15 protein-coding genes are annotated in these 14,411 nt (G+C 71.9%); 12 read left to right on the forward strand and 3 right to left on the reverse strand.

The window, feature by feature from the left end; all coding sequences use genetic code 11:
- The coding region (locus GSF22_RS20305) for a hypothetical protein (protein WP_208815305.1) at positions 1 to 1,086 on the reverse strand (1,086 nt) is incomplete at its 3' end.
- Positions 1,087 to 1,286: 200 nt separating this feature from the next.
- Here GSF22_RS20305 and fdxA point away from each other — a divergent pair.
- The 8 genes from fdxA (at position 1,287) to GSF22_RS20345 (ending at position 8,257) form a co-directional block, all read left to right on the forward strand.
- On the forward strand, positions 1,287 to 1,604 hold the full coding sequence (gene fdxA, locus GSF22_RS20310) for a ferredoxin (RefSeq protein ID WP_208815306.1): 318 nt from the start codon (positions 1,287 to 1,289) through the stop codon (positions 1,602 to 1,604).
- Positions 1,605 to 1,681: 77 nt separating this feature from the next.
- Positions 1,682 to 2,638, forward strand: coding sequence for an NAD(P)/FAD-dependent oxidoreductase (locus GSF22_RS20315; protein WP_244367863.1), 957 nt, complete (start codon positions 1,682 to 1,684; stop codon positions 2,636 to 2,638).
- Positions 2,639 to 2,801: 163 nt separating this feature from the next.
- The gene (locus GSF22_RS20320) at positions 2,802 to 3,659 is read left to right on the forward strand and encodes an IclR family transcriptional regulator (protein ID WP_208815308.1); all 858 of its coding nucleotides are present in this window, start codon (positions 2,802 to 2,804) and stop codon (positions 3,657 to 3,659) included.
- A 381-nt stretch (positions 3,660 to 4,040) separates the two neighbouring features.
- A complete protein-coding gene (locus GSF22_RS20325) occupies positions 4,041 to 4,934 on the forward strand; it encodes a fumarylacetoacetate hydrolase family protein (RefSeq protein ID WP_208815309.1) in 894 nt (297 codons plus the stop codon).
- Positions 4,935 to 5,003: 69 nt separating this feature from the next.
- A complete protein-coding gene (locus GSF22_RS20330; RefSeq protein ID WP_208815310.1) occupies positions 5,004 to 6,179 on the forward strand; it encodes an amidohydrolase family protein in 1,176 nt (391 codons plus the stop codon).
- Complete coding sequence (locus GSF22_RS20335) at positions 6,176 to 6,946, forward strand: HpcH/HpaI aldolase family protein (RefSeq protein ID WP_208815311.1); 771 nt, start codon at positions 6,176 to 6,178, stop codon at positions 6,944 to 6,946. Before GSF22_RS20330 ends, GSF22_RS20335 begins: the two co-directional genes overlap by 4 nt.
- A 35-nt stretch (positions 6,947 to 6,981) precedes the next feature.
- Complete coding sequence (locus tag GSF22_RS20340; RefSeq protein WP_208815312.1) at positions 6,982 to 7,353, forward strand: cupin domain-containing protein; 372 nt, start codon at positions 6,982 to 6,984, stop codon at positions 7,351 to 7,353.
- Positions 7,354 to 7,369: 16 nt separating this feature from the next.
- Entirely contained in the window at positions 7,370 to 8,257 is an 888-nt protein-coding gene (locus GSF22_RS20345; RefSeq protein ID WP_208815313.1) for a ribokinase, read from the forward strand.
- 110 nt (positions 8,258 to 8,367) lie between these two features.
- Here the strand turns inward: GSF22_RS20345 and GSF22_RS20350 are convergent, their stop codons facing one another.
- Positions 8,368 to 9,477 (reverse strand): acetamidase/formamidase family protein, encoded by a 1,110-nt coding sequence (locus tag GSF22_RS20350; protein ID WP_208815314.1) that lies wholly within the window; start codon positions 9,475 to 9,477, stop codon positions 8,368 to 8,370.
- A gap of 292 nt (positions 9,478 to 9,769) precedes the next feature.
- Here GSF22_RS20350 and GSF22_RS20355 point away from each other — a divergent pair, with 292 nt between their 5' ends.
- From GSF22_RS20355 to GSF22_RS20365, 3 genes are read left to right on the forward strand one after another with little or no spacing between them, the layout of a single operon-like run.
- Entirely contained in the window at positions 9,770 to 11,155 is a 1,386-nt protein-coding gene (locus tag GSF22_RS20355; protein WP_208815315.1) for an aromatic ring-hydroxylating oxygenase subunit alpha, read from the forward strand.
- On the forward strand, positions 11,152 to 11,670 hold the full coding sequence (locus tag GSF22_RS20360; protein ID WP_208815316.1) for an aromatic-ring-hydroxylating dioxygenase subunit beta: 519 nt from the start codon (positions 11,152 to 11,154) through the stop codon (positions 11,668 to 11,670). The genes GSF22_RS20355 and GSF22_RS20360 overlap by 4 nt, the downstream gene beginning before the upstream one ends.
- Before the next feature lie 28 nt (positions 11,671 to 11,698).
- A complete protein-coding gene (locus tag GSF22_RS20365; RefSeq protein WP_208815317.1) occupies positions 11,699 to 12,019 on the forward strand; it encodes a Dabb family protein in 321 nt (106 codons plus the stop codon).
- Here GSF22_RS20365 and GSF22_RS20370 read toward each other — a convergent pair.
- Positions 11,988 to 13,238 carry an RNA-guided endonuclease InsQ/TnpB family protein gene (locus GSF22_RS20370; protein WP_208815318.1) on the reverse strand — a complete coding sequence of 417 codons (1,251 nt, stop codon included), beginning with the start codon at positions 13,236 to 13,238 and terminating at the stop codon, positions 11,988 to 11,990. The two genes, GSF22_RS20365 and GSF22_RS20370, sit on opposite strands and share 32 nt — an antisense overlap.
- A gap of 155 nt (positions 13,239 to 13,393) precedes the next feature.
- On the opposite strand from GSF22_RS20370, the gene GSF22_RS20375 reads away from it, so the two are divergent.
- Positions 13,394 to 14,287 (forward strand): VOC family protein, encoded by an 894-nt coding sequence (locus GSF22_RS20375; protein WP_208815319.1) that lies wholly within the window; start codon positions 13,394 to 13,396, stop codon positions 14,285 to 14,287.
- Positions 14,288 to 14,411: the final 124 nt, after the last annotated feature.

Genomic DNA, 14,411 nt, shown 5'->3' on the forward strand with positions numbered 1-14,411 from the left:
GGCCCAGCCCGCCCGCGCGTGGGTGACCACCGCGGCGTCCGGCGGCGTACTGCCGGCGGGGTGCACCAGGTGCGCGTCGACCCGGAGCGGACAGGAGGCGAGCGGGCCGCCACGCAACCCGTCGGTGAGTCGGTCGCGCACGGTCGCCCGGATGTCGTCGGGATCGTCACCGGGCACCGTTACCACGTACAGGTGCAGTTCGACCAGGCCGGGCAGCAGGTCCGGCTTCCCGGGCAGGCCGGCGCGGACGGCGCCGATGCCGACCTCCGGGCCGCACGGGCGGCGCGGATCGGCCCGGGCGGCCAGGTGGTCGCGCCGCCACCGTTCCAGGATCTCCAGTACCGGGCCGAGGTGGGCGAGGATGCCACCGGCCGGTACCTGCGCCTCCCGGGCCAGGACCGGCCGGAGCGGGCCGGAGAACTGGACGCGCAGGAACAGCGCGCCGGGTTCGGCGTACAGGATGCCCGCCGGGCCGGACTTCGCCACCACGGCGGCGGCCGGCGCGGGGTGGGCGTCGAGGTACGCCTCGACGCCGGTCCGGGGCGGCCCGGGCGGACCGTCGGCGTCGAACGGCGAGGCGTGGGTCCCGGCGCTGGCGAGCAGCAGGGTGAGCCGGTGCGGTAGTCCCGCCCGACGCAGCGCGGTCCCGGCCGCGACGAATCCGATCAGCGCGGCGGCGGCGGGGGCGCGGGCGACCCCCAGCCCGAAGCCGCTGAGCGTGGTACCGGTCGGGTCGGTCGTCACCAGCGGGCCAAGCGGTGCGGCGGAACCGGTGGCCCACCGGTCGAGCTGTGGGTCCCCGGTCAACGAGGTGTCGAGGTGGGAGTAGAGCAGCAGCTCGGCACCCGGATCGGTGGCGCCGCTGCGCGCGACCAGGTTCCCGCCCTCGGCACCCACCGGCTCGTGCCACCAGGTGGCGTCGGGCCACTGGCGGCGGCACCAGTCGGCGAGCCGGATGGCGAGCGGCAGTTCCCGGCCCCGCCGTACCGGTGTGCCGGCCAGTTCGTGGACGACCCGGGTGAGTCGTCCGGCGTCGATCGTGTCGTCCAGGGCGGCGAGGAGCCGGGCCAGCGGTTGACCTGCCATCGGTACCCCCATTTTCTCAATGCGAGATGCTATCTCGCATCTTGACAGCTAGGGAAGTGCCCTCCTAGGGTCCGTCCCATTGGCGCCCACCGCATGTGCGCAGCTGGCGAACGAGTCCGGCACCTCGCGGTCCGATGCGCCGACCCGAGCCGGCCTGCCCGTCACCCGGCGGCCCCGCTCACGTACCCAGGGGAGGATTGATGGTCTACGTCGTCACCGACGCGTGCCTCGACATACAGGACAGGTCCTGCATCGAGGAGTGCCCCGTCGACTGCATCTACGAAGGCGACCGGATGATGTACATCAATCCGGAGGAGTGCGTCGACTGCGGGCGGTGCGAGCCGGTCTGCCCGACCGTCTCGATCTTCCACCAGGACGACCTGCCCGCGCCCGCGAAGCACTTCGCCCAGATTAACGCCGAGTTCTTCACCGACCTCGGCATGCCCGGTGGCGCCCGCAAGGTGGGCCGGGTCGGCCACGACCACCCCGCCGTCGCCACCCCGGGCGCGGGCTCGTGACCGGCACGGTCCCCGGACCCGCCGGAGTCTCCGGCGACACCACCACCACCACCGCCACGCGGACCGTCGACGTCGACCTGGTGATCATCGGCGCCGGCCCGGCCGGACTGTACGGCGCCTACTACGCCGGGTTCCGGGGCATGTCGGTGGCCCTCGTCGACTCCCTGCCCGAGCCGGGCGGCCAGGTCGCCGCCCTCTACCCGGAGAAGGAGATCTTCGACATCGCCGGGCTGCCCGCCGTGAAGGGACAGCAGCTCGTCGACGCGCTGGTCACCCAGGCCCAGGAGGCCGACCCGGTCTTCCTGCTCGGCGAGAGCGCCACCGACCTGCGCAGCGGACCCGAGTCGGTGGAGGTGGTCACCGACGCCGGCACCCGGGTACGCGCCCGGGCCGCACTGCTGACCGGAGGCATCGGCACCTTCACCCCCCGGGAACTACCGGTCGGTGAGGCGTACCTCGGTCGTGGGCTGCGGTACTTCGTCCGCCGCCTCGACGACCTGGCCGACCAGGACGTGGTCGTGGTGGGTGGGGGCGACTCCGCGCTGGACTGGGCCCTCGCCCTCGAACCGATCAGCCGGTCGGTCACCCTGGTCCACCGGCGGCCCCAGTTCCGGGCCCACGAGCGGAGCGTGACGACCCTGCGGGCGTCCTCGGTGCGGGTGCTGACCCCGTTCGAGGTCGCCCGGATCAGCGGCGAGCCGCACCTGGACGAGGTGCTGGTCCGCGCCGTCACCGGCGGGGAGGAACTGCGACTCCCGGCCACCGCCGTGGTCGCCGCGCTGGGCTTCGTCGCCGACCTCGGGCCGATGATGAAGTGGGGACTGGACCTGAGCAAACGGCACATCCTGGTGGACCGCACGATGCGCACCAACCTGCCCCGGGTCTTCGCCGCCGGTGACATCACCGACTACGAGGGGAAGGTCCGGCTGATCTCGGTGGGCTTCGGCGAGGCCGCCGCCGCCGTCAACAACCTCGCGCCGCTGGTCGACCCGAGCCTGGGCACGGTACCCGGGCACTCCTCCGACCGGGCCTGACCGCGTCGCCGCGCCACCGGCTGCTCCTCACCGCGTCGCCGCGCCACCGCCACTGTTCCTCTGCCACCGACCCGCGACGTGCCGTCCGCTCCGGATCGACGTGCGGCTCGGTACAGTCCGGGTGGACGTACGGCCGGCGGGGCGAGGCGACTGCGGAGGCGATGTGGCGGAGAGGGAGCGCGTCGGGGGCGACGAGTCCCCGGCGATTCAGACCGTGCAGCGGGCGGCGCGCATCCTCGCGGCCTTCTCCGCGGCCCGGCCCCGGCTGAGCCTCAACGAGATCACCGAGTTGCTGGGCACCAGCAAGGCCACCGCCCACCGCTACACCAAGGCGCTGCGTACGGTGAACCTGCTGCGCTACGACCCGGGTACCGCCCGGTACTCCCTCGGTGCCCAGCTGCTCGCGCTGGAGGCCGCCGCGCGGGCCGGGCTGCCCATCGTGACCGCCGCCGAACCGTACCTGGACCGGCTGGTGCGGGAACTCGACCAGACCGTGGTCCTCAGCGTGTGGAACGGTGAGGGGCCGGTGGTGGTGCGGTGCGCCGACAACACCGGCGGGGACATCCGACTCAGCGTGCAGACCGGCACCCAGCTCGACCCGACCAGGTCGGCCCAGGGGCGGATCTTCTGCGCGTTCTTGCCACCGGCGGAGGTGCCGGGGCTCGCCCGGAAGCTCAAGACGTCGCCGGAGCTGCGCGAGGCGGTTGCCCGGGCCCGGCAGACCGGGATCGCGGTCAACTCGCCCACCGAGCACGGCGTACGGGTCCTCGCGTCCGGCGTCTTCGAGCAGGCCCCGGCCTCCGCCGACGAGGTACCGCAGGCCCGGTCGAAGCCGTCCGCCGCCCGGGAGCCCGGCACCGGGCCGTTCGAGGTGCCGGGTCGGTCCCGGATCGTCGCCGTGATGGCGGTGGTCGGTACCACGGCCGCGTTGACCGGCGAGCGGGAGGAGACCGCAGCGGTGGCGCTGCGCCGGGTCGCCCGCGAGCTGTCCCGGGACCTGGGCAGCGGCGCCCCCCGGTAACCGTCCCGGCCCTCGTCGTGGACTGTCGGCGCCCCGCCCCGCGCGGGACGGCTGCTCCGACCGCTCTCCCGCAGCCGGCTTGCATTGCGAGATGCGATATCGCATCTTGACACGCGAAACGCTTCCTCGTACGTTCACAGCATCTCCGCTGGTGAGCCGCGCGGCCCGGATTGTCCGGACCGGCACCGGCCACCGGAGGTGACGACAGGAGTCGGCCACCCGGCCGACCGGGACGTGCGGCGGACCCGGCTCCACCGCGTCGACATCACCCGGCACATCCGCGTACCGCGCCACCCGGCGCGGTGACCGGTCGTGCCCGGAGCCCGCCGCGACCCGGAACGCCGCGACCACGGCCGGGAACCCGGCGGCAGAGGAGCGACCATGCGACTGCGAGGTGCGGCACCGGTGAATCTCATCGCCACCACGGACGGGCTGGCCCGGATCGACGGCACCGAGGCCGCGCTGCTCGACCTGCCCTTCGACGACGTGGCCGCCCTGCTCGCCACGGGCGACGGGTTCGCCCCCGCCCACACGGCGGCGGTACGGCGGCGGATCCCGCTGGCCGACCTCGACGGCAAGCTGCTGGCCCCGCTGGCCGCGACCGGCGCCGTCTGGGGCGTCGGCCTGAACTACCACTGCAAGGCCCGGCTGACCGGTCGTCCCGTCCCGCCGGACCCCATCGTCTTCCTCAAGGCGCGCTCGGCCATGCCCGCCCCGGACGCGGACGTGGTGCTACCGCTGGACCGGATCGGCCAACCCGACTACGAGGGCGAGGTCGCCGTCGTCGTCGGCCGCCGGATGCAGGACACCCCCGCCGACGAGGTGTGGCAGCACATCGCCGGCATCACCGCCGCGAACGACATGACCGCCCGGGACGCCATGGCCGCCACCGGCAACCCGACCCTGGCCAAGAGCTTCGCCGGCTTCGGCGCGCTCGGTGCCTCCGTGCTCGACCTCACGGCCGTACCGGACCCCGCCGACATTCCGGTCGAGACCCTGGTCAACGGCGCCGTACGGCAGTCCAGCAGCACCGCCTCGCTGATCTTCGACGTGCCGGAACTGCTGGCCCGACTGACCCGGTTCGTCGTCCTCCAACCCGGCGACGTGGTGCTCACCGGCACCCCGGCCGGTACCGGCCAGGACCGCGACGACTTCCTGCGCCCCGGCGACCAGGTCGAGGTACGCGTCGGCGGGGTCCTGCCACTGCGTACCCGGTTCGTCGCCCGCGACGGTGGAACACCCGCCGACCCCGGCCCTTCGGACCCCCGCTCCTGACACCGTCGTCGCCGACGCGACGGTGCCCCAACCCGCGCCCCTGTGTGGCATTGACACGAAAGACAGGACATGACCGAAGAGCAGGTATTTGATCTCGTCCTCGCTGGCGGCACCGTCTACGACCCGGTCAGCGGTACCCACCAGATCGCCGACGTCGCCGTCACCGGTGACCGGATCAGCCAGATCGTGAACCGGACCGACAGCACCGGACCGTCGCCCGCCAGCCGGGCCCGGGAGGTCGTCGACTGCACGGGCGCGTACGTGCTGCCCGGCCTGGTCGAGGGACACACCCACATCTTCGCCGACGTCTCCAAGGTCGGCGCCCCGCCGGAGGAGGCCCACCTGCGCCGTGGCGTGGTCGCCGCCGCCGACGCCGGGACGGTCGGCGCCTCCACCTTCGCCGCCTTCCACCGCTACCTGGTGACCCCCTCGCCGATGCGGCTGGTCAACTTCCTCAACGTCTCGGTGCTCGGGCTCATCGACTTCCGCTTCGGTGAACTGCTCAACCCGGCGACCCTGGTCCCCGAGGACGCCCTCGCGGTCGCCCGGGCACACCCGGAGACGGTCCGTGGCTTCAAGATCCGGCTCTCCGAGGACGTGGTCGGTCACGCCTGGCGGCCCCTGCTGAAGGCGTCCCTGGAGTTGGCGGCCGACGCCGGTCTGCCGCTGATGATGCACATCGGCGAGACCGAGGAGCCGCTGCCGGTCGTGCTGGAGATGCTGCGCCCCGGCGACATCGTCAGCCACGCCTACACCGGCAAGCCGCACGGCATCCTGCGCGACGGGACGGTCCTCGACGAGGTCCGCGCGGCCCAGCAGCGCGGCGTCCTCTTCGACTGCGCGCACGGCCGCAGCAACCTCAGCTTCGAGGTGGCCCGGCCCGCCATCGCGCAGGGCTTCCTGCCCGACTTCATCTCCTCCGACACCAGCGCCCGCAACTGGCGCGGGCCGGTCTTCGACCTGGTCACCAGCATGGCGAAGCTCCGCGCGCTGGGCATGACCATGGATGAGATCGTGTCCCGGGTGACCATCGCCCCGGCCCGCGTCCTCGGCCTGGACGCCGAAGGGTACGGCACCCTTGTCCCCGGCGGCCCGGCCCACGTCACGGTGCTGCGTGACACCGAGGAGACCGTGCTGCCCGACGCCGCCGGCAACCAGATCGTCGCGCCCCGGCTCGAACCGGTCTTCGTCCTCAACGGCGGCCAGCGGGTCGAACTGACCGGCTGGCGGGGCCAGCCGGCGTGAACCCCCGGCAGCGCCTGCGGTCCGCCCTCACCGGGACCGGGCGGCTGGTCGGCACGTTCCTGAAACTGCCGGTCCTGGACAGCGTCGACATCGCCTGGCAGGCCGGACTGGACTTCGTGGTGGTCGACGGCGAGCACTCCCCGCTCGCCGAGGAGGCCATCACCCCCCTGGTCCGGCACGCCGCCACCCTCGGGCTGCCCGCACTGGTGCGGCTGCCCGAGGTCGACACCGGCCGGATCAACCGGCTGTTGGAGGCCGGCGCGGCCGGCGTGCAACTGTCCACCGTCCGGTCCCGGGCCGAGGTCGACGCGCTCGTCGCGGCCACCCGGTACCCGCCGCACGGCCAGCGCAGCGTCAGCCTCGCCCACCCGGCCGCCCGGTTCGGTGCGGTACCCCTGCCCGAGTACCTGGCCGACGCGCACCGGTACCCACCGGTGCTGGTGGTCCAGATCGAGACCGCGGACACCGTCGACCCGCTACCGTCCCTGCTCACCGGCGTGGACGTGGCCTTCGTCGGTACCACCGACCTGGCGGTCAGCCTCGGCGGCGGGCCGGACGTGCTCGCCGCGCGGATCGCCACCATCGCCGCCGCCGCGCACGCCGGGCAGGTCGTGTTCGGTGGCTGGGTCGCGGCCCCGGACCAGGCCGAGCGGGCCGGGCTGGGTGCGGCCCGTTACCTGATGGTCGGCTCCGACCTGCAACTGCTCGGCACCGCCCTGCGGGACCTGGCCCGCTCGGCGCGCGCCGAGCCGGGTACCCACCTGTGACGACGACCGGCGCACGCTGGCGGGAAGGACCACCCATGCTCAATCCTCTGCTGCACGCCGTGGCGGTCAACTGGGACGAGATCCCGGCGACCGTCATCCGTCCCGGGGTACGCCGCAAGGTGTACTCGACCGACGAGGTGATGCTCGCCTGGCACGAACTGAGTGTCGGCATGACCCTCAACCCGCACCGGCACGACGACTTCGACCAGCTCGTGCTGATCCTGGCCGGCCGGTGCGACTACTACGTCGACGGGGTGGCGCACGACATGACCGCCGGCTCGATGCTGCTGGTCCCCCGGGGCGCCGAGCACTACGTCGACCCCACCGAGGGCCCCTGCGTCAACGTCGACGTGTTCACCCCGCCCCGCGCGGACTTCCTGCCGCACGCCTGGCGTCCGGCAGACTGAACGAGGAGGTACGCCCGTGCCCGACATCGTCGTGGTCGGCAGCCTGAACCTGGACGTCACCGTCCCGCTGGACACGCTGCCCGGTCTGGGGCAGACCGTGCTCGGTGGGGACCACCTGCGCGGTGGCGGCGGCAAGGGCGGCAACCAGGCGGTCGCCGCCGCCCGGCTCGGCCGGTCGGTGGCCATGGTCGCCGCGGTCGGCGCCGACGCCGAAGGCGACCGGCTGCTCGACATCCTCGCCGCCGAGGGTGTCGACACCACCGCCGTACTGCGGGCCACCCGCCCCACCGGACAGGCCCTGGTCCTGGTCACCGCCGACGGGGACAGCACCATCGTGGTCAGCCCGGGGGCCAACATGTGGCTGGCACCCGAGCACCTCCGACCGGTGGCCGGAGTACTGTCCGGCGCCCGTTGCCTGCTGCTCCAGCACGAGATCAGCGCGCCGACCGTGGCCGCCGCCGTGGCGGCGGCGACCGGGCTGGTGGTGCTGAACCCGGCACCGGCCCGCCCGGTCGACCCGGCGGTCCTCGCCCGGGTCGACGTGCTGGTACCCAACCGGGGCGAACTCGCCGCGCTGGTCGGGGTGCCGGTGCCGGAGCAGGTACGGCTCGACGAGCTCGCCGGGATGGCCCGTGCGCTCGGCGTACGCGGGCAGGTGGTGGTGACCCTCGGCGCGGACGGGGCGGTCGTGGTGGACGCCGACGGGTACACCCTGGTGCCGGCGCGGCCGGTGCGGGCGGTGGACGCCACCGCGGCCGGGGACTCGTTCTGCGCGGCGCTGGCCGACGGACTGCTGGCCGGTCAGCCGATCGTCGAGGCGGCCCGGTGGGCGACCCGGGTCGCCGCGGTCACCGTGACCCGACCGGGCGCGATGGACAGCCTGCCCCACCGCGCCGAGGTCTGACCCGCCCACCCATTCCGCCGATCTTGCAGTTGCGGCCCACCTTATGACTGTTTTCAGGCATATGTCGGGGCCGCAATGCAAGATCGGCTGGGGGTGACGGTGTCGAAGCGTCAGAAGTGGGCCGCGAAGTCCGCCTTGCGGATCAGGCAGTGCACGCCCTTGACCGCGTCCACCACCTGGCTGACCTCGAAGTCGGCGGCGGCGCTGAGGTACGCCAGCGCCCGGGTCGGGGGCATGCCCTGGGTACGGCTCAGGAAGTCCACGGCGGCGCGGACCGCCCGGCGCATCGCCTCGTCGAGGTCGGTGTGCAGCCCGACCGGCACCCAGTGGGTGGCGGTCTCCACGAACGGTGCACCGACCCGGCCGACCAGTGCGCCGGCCTGCGCGGCGGGGATCACGGAGAGCCGCAGCGTGGCCCGCAACGGCGCCTCCAGCGCGGTGAGCGCCACCTCGCCGTCGCCCTGGGCGTAGTGCGGGTCCCCGGCGTAGAAGCCGGCCCCGGGTACCTGTACGGGCAGGTAGAGGCTGGAGCCGACGGTGAGTTCGTTGATGTCCAGGTTGCCGCCGTGGGTGCCGGGCGGCACCGAGTGCAGGGACTCCTCTGTGGCGGCGGTGACCCCCATCAGACCCAGGAACGGGGCGAGCGGGAAGCGGGCGGCCCGGCCGTCGCCGAACGGGATCACCCCGTGCAGCCGTCCCGCCTCCTCGACCACCTCGGTGAAGGTGAAGACGCTGTGGTGGTCGCGGCTGCCGTCGGGGCGGTACCCGGTGTCCGGCGGTGTCGTCGGGTACTCCCCGGGCAGGGCGCCGTAGCCGTGCCGGCTGCTGACGAAGCCGTACGGGGCGCGGATGAGCAGGCTCAGCACGTCGACCTTCAGCACGTCACCCGGTTCGGCGCCGTCGACGGTGATCGGGCCGGTCACCACGTGCGGCCCGTCGTCGTCGTAGTCGTGCGGCACCGGGGAGGCGGCCAGGTCCCGGGCGTCGACGAGGACGTCCTGGGCGGCCACGCCGTACCCGGCCAGGAACGTCACCGGGTCGCGGCCCTGGTCCTCGAGGATCCCCTCGTGGCTGAGGGTGTCGACGGTCACGGTCGCGCCCGACGCCACCCGCAGCACCGGCGGGTGGCCGGGGCCGGGCAGTCGGCCCCAGAGGCAGGACTCGGGGGTGGTGGGCAGGTAGTGCGCGCCGTCGATGCGGCCTTCCTTGGGCTGGAGCATTGTTCCTCCGATGGGGGCTCACCGGTACGGACCGCGCTGTCCGGGCGGCGGTGGGTGAACGATGCGGGGAATCGTCTCCGGCGCAAAGAGCAGTTTGTGTTCCAGCAGTATTAACGGTGGGTAACCGGGATTCCGGGCGCTGTGATCCGCTCTTGACACTGCGGGAGCGGTGGAGCAGCATCACATAGCGAGACGCTATCTCGGATGCTCGTTCAGCATCGAACGTCTTCCCGGTGTGGGCCGCCCGACGCGGCGGCCGGCGGTGGATCCGTAGAAAGGCAGGCCGGTGACGATGACCAACCACACGCAGGGAGCCCTCGCAGGGGCGCCCGCCAGCCCTGAGCCGGTCCCGGCAGGGCTCGGTAATGCGCTGGTGGAGGAGGACTGGGATGCGCTGACCTTCCGGGTGCACCGGTCGGCGTACCGGTCACAGAGCGTGTTTGACCGGGAGAAGGAGGAGATCTGGGGTCACACCTGGCTCTACCTCGGCCACGAAACCGAGGTGCCCAACCCCGGCGACTTCAAGACCCGCACCCTCGGCGGGCGCCCGCTGATCTTCTGCCGCGACGCGGCCGGTGAGATCCAGGTCTTCCTCAACGCCTGCACCCACCGGGGCACCATCCTGTGCCGGCACAACGAGGGCAACACCAAGTTCTTCCAGTGCTTCTACCACGCCTGGGTGTTCAGCAACTCCGGCGAACTCGCCGCCCTGCCCGGTGACGACGCCTACCCCGCCGGGGAGGAGTTCCGCGCGGCGATGCGGCTGCGCACCGTACCCCGGGTGCAGAGCCACGAGGGGTTCGTCTTCATCGCGTTCGACCCCGACGTACCGGACCTGCTCACCCACCTGGGTCAGGCCGCGCACTACATGTCGCTGACCGCGAACATCGGCCCGCAGGGCATGCAGACCCTTCCCGGCGTGCAGCTCTACAGCGTCAAGGGCAACTGGAAGCTCGCGGTGGAGAACGCGATGGACGGCTACCACTTCGCGCCCACCCACAACACCTTCGTCGGCTACCTGCGGGAGAGCGGCTTCGCGGTCACCGACGACGACCAGTACGCCTACGACCTGGGCTCCGGGCACGGCCTGCTGGTGCTCACCGGCCACAACGGCCGGATCGGGATGGTGTGGGAACCCCGCTTCGGCGAGGCCGAGAAGGCCCGGACCGTCGAGAAGCGGCAGGAGATGGTCGACCGGCTCGGCGCCGAGCGGGCCGCCGAGATCGCCGACGCCAGCCGCATCCTGTACGTCTTCCCGAACCTGCTGCTGTTCGACCTGGAGGCGCTCACCATCCGCCAGCTCGAACCGGTCGGACCCGGCCACACCGACGTGCGGGCCTGGCAGTTCGTCGAGGTCGGCGAGCCGCAGGAGGTACGCGAACTGCGCATCCGCACCATGGTCAGCTTCGTCGGGCCCGGTGGCCTGGCCACCCCCGACGACATCGAGGCGTACGAGGCGGTGCAGCGGGGCATCGAGGCCACCGCGAACGCGGCCGACCCCCGCCACGACTGGAGCGACATGTCCCGGGGCATGGGCAACGAGAAGGCCGGCAACCAGGGGCGCTCCATCGACGAGGGCGCGATGCGCAGCTTCTGGCGGCACTGGGCGGACCGGGTCGGCGACCCTGCCGGGCCCGCCACCGGTGCCGAGCCGGACGCAGCGGCGGAACGTCGATGACCGTGGACGAGGTGAAGGAGAGCAGCGTGGGCAGCCGGATCGTACGTCGCGCCGAGGTCGAGGAGTTCCTCTACCGGGAGGCGCTGCTGCTCGACGAGTGGCGGTTGGACGAGTGGCTGACCCTCTTCGAGGAGGGGGGCCGTTTCGAGGTGCCGACCACCGACTGGACCGGCTGGGACGCCGCCTCCGGTGGCGCGTTCGTCACCGACGACTACGACCTGATCAAGGCGCGGGTCAAGCGGCTCAAGAGCCGCAAGGCCCACGCGGAGAACCCGCACTCGCGCACCCACCGCATGATCTCCAACGTCGTCGTCCTGGAGCAGGGCGACGAGACCGTGTGGATCACCGCGAACTTCCTCATCCACCGGTACCGCGACGGCGGTGCCTTCACCTACGTCGGCCGGTACGAGCACGTGCTGCTCGTGTCCGACGAGGGACTGCGCTTCCGGGTCCGCCGGGCCGTCCTCGTCAACGAGGCGATGGAGCCGGGCGCCCGGCTCAGTTTCATCCTCTGATCCGAGCCGACAGATACGGTCACCAACCATGATCAAGCACATCGTGTTGTTCCGGTTCCGGGCGGACGTACCGGCCGCGACCGTCGAGGAACTCCTCGCCGAGCTGGACACCTTTCCCGCCCGGTACCCGGCGATGCGCAACTGGGCGCTCGGCGGCAACATCAGCACCCGGGACACCACCATGACCCACGGCTTCACCGTGGAGTTCGACACCGAGGCAGACCTGCACGACTACCTCACCAGCGGCAGTCACGAGGAGTTCGTCCGCGAACGCTGGCGACCGGTGATGGACAAGTGGGTCATCGTCAGCTTCCCGGTCACCGCACGTCAGGAAGAGGAACCCGCTTGACATCCTCCCCGTCCTGGAGGACGGGGAGTCCCGTGGTCGCCCCCGGGTTTTCCTGCTTCATAGCCTGCTGCCCCGTACGGAGGTTTCCCCGTTGAGGTCTTACGCCAGCTCCACAGGCAGTCACCGCCAGCCCGGCGGCCAGGATGTTGCGGGCCGCGTTGACGTCGCGGTCGTGGGCCTGCCCGCATCGGCAGGTCCACGTCCGGACGGTCAGCGGCATCCGCTGTGCGAGCGCACCACACGCGGAGCACAGCTTGGACGACGGGAACCAGTGGTCCACGACGACCAGGGTGCGGCCGTACCAGTCGGCCTTGTACTCCAGCATGGTGCGCACCTGTCGCCAGGCCGCGTCGCTGATCGCGCGGGCCAGGCGGTGGTTGCCGAGCATGTTGCGTACGGTCAGGTCCTCGATCACGATCGTTTGGGTCTCACGAACGAGTCGAGTGGTCAGTTTGTGCAGGTGGTCACGCCTGCGGTCGGTGATGCGGGCATGGATCCGGGCGACTGTGAGCCGGGCCTTGGCCCGGTTGTTCGAGCCCTTCTCCTTCCGTGCGAGGTTCCGCTGGGCGCGGGCGAGCGCGGCCCGGTCGCGGCGTTCGTGCCTCGGGTTGGTGATCTTCTCCCCGGTCGACAGGGTGAGCAGACTGTCGATCCCAGCGTCGATCCCGACCGCACCCGTGGCCGGGGTCTGCGCGATCACGTCGTCACAGAGCAGGGACACGAACCAGCGCCCGGCCGTGTCCTGCGACACGGTCACCGTGGACGGCGTCGCGCCGTCGGGCAGCGGCCGCGACCACACGATGTCCAGGGGTTCGGTCATCTTCGCCAGGGTCAGCCGACCCTCACGGTAGCGGAACGCGCTGGTGGTGTACTCCGCCGACCGGCGCGACTTCTTCCTGCTCTTGAACGTCGGATATTTGGCGCGTTTGGCGAAGAAGTTGGTGAACGCCGCCTGCAGGTGTCGCAGCGTCTGCTGCAACGGCACGGAGGACACCTCGTTGAGGAAGGCCAGTTCGGTGGTCTTCTTCCAGGCGGTCAGCATCGCCGAGGTGGCGTGGTAGGTGACCCGTTCCCGGCGCAGCGTCCACGCCTGCGTGCGGGCCGCGAGCGCCATGTTGTAGACCAGTCGGACGCAGCCGAACGTACGGGCGAGCTCGGCAGCCTGCCCGGCGGTCGGGTAGAAGCGGTACCTGAACGCCCGCTTCACCGCCCTGGCCACGGCTCACAGGCTAGCGAGCCGGCCGGTGAGCCTCACGGTGCCACGCCGGTGCACGCCCATCCGTCTCGGCGGCGGATCGGCTTTTTCTGCCCTGCTCCGCAGGGGATCCGTTTCCTCTCCGGCCTGAAGGCCGGAGTATCCACGGAAGGAATGCGATGAGCACGCACGCCGCCGGCCGCCCCCGGGCCCCCTACGGCATGGAGTACGCCCGGATCGTCGTACCGGACCTGGCCGCGACCCGGGAGTTCCTCCAGTACCACGTCGGCCTGCAACTGGAACAGCACGACGACGAGTACGCCTTCCTCCGCGCCGACATCGAACACCACTGCATCGAGCTGATCAGCGACCCCAGCCTCACCGAGTCCCGCACCGAGGCGGTCGGCTTCAGCGTCGAGTCCGACGCGGTCCTCGACGACCTGCGCGAGCGGATCACCGCGGCCGGACACGAGATCATCCCGCTGCACGACCGGATGAAGGGCCTGTGCGCGCGGGGATTCGGGGTCCGCGACCCCAACGGCCTCATCGTCGAACTGTTCACCGAGTTCGTCGAGTACGCCGAACCGCCGCTGATCGAACTCCGCCCGCTCGACCTGGTCCACCCGTTCCTGGCGACCAACAAGTACGACGAGACCGTCGAGTTCTACACCAGGGTGCTCGGGTTCCTGCCGTCCGACTACGTCGGTGACGTCACCGTCTTCCTGCGCGGCGAGGACCGGTACCACCACAGCCTGGCCCTGCAACGCAACGACGAGCACTACGTCGCGCACCTGTGCTTCATGATGAAGAGCTTCGACCACGTGATGCGTGGCCGGGCGCGGGCGCTGTACAAGCAGGTACCGATCGCCTCGGACATGGTCAACCACTCCGCGTCGACGTCGATCGCGTTCTACCTGTACGACCCGAAGCACGGCCCGCGCTACGAACTCTGCGACGGCCACCGGGTGTTCACCCCGGAGGAACACGAGACCCACCGGCCCCGCCGGATGGCCCTCGACCCGCGCAACATCGACGTGTGGCGGGCCGCCGCCGACGACTGGGGTCGCTTCTGATCCGGTGACCGCCGTCGGCACCCGTGGTGCCCCGGGGACGGACATCGGCGTCCCAACCGGGTCGACGCCCCCGTCAGCTCGCTGACGGGGGCGTCGACGTCGCCGTGCCCGTCCACCCCGCCCC

The organism is Micromonospora echinofusca (assembly GCF_017614955.1).
Taxonomy (GTDB): domain Bacteria; phylum Actinomycetota; class Actinomycetes; order Mycobacteriales; family Micromonosporaceae; genus Micromonospora; species Micromonospora echinofusca_A.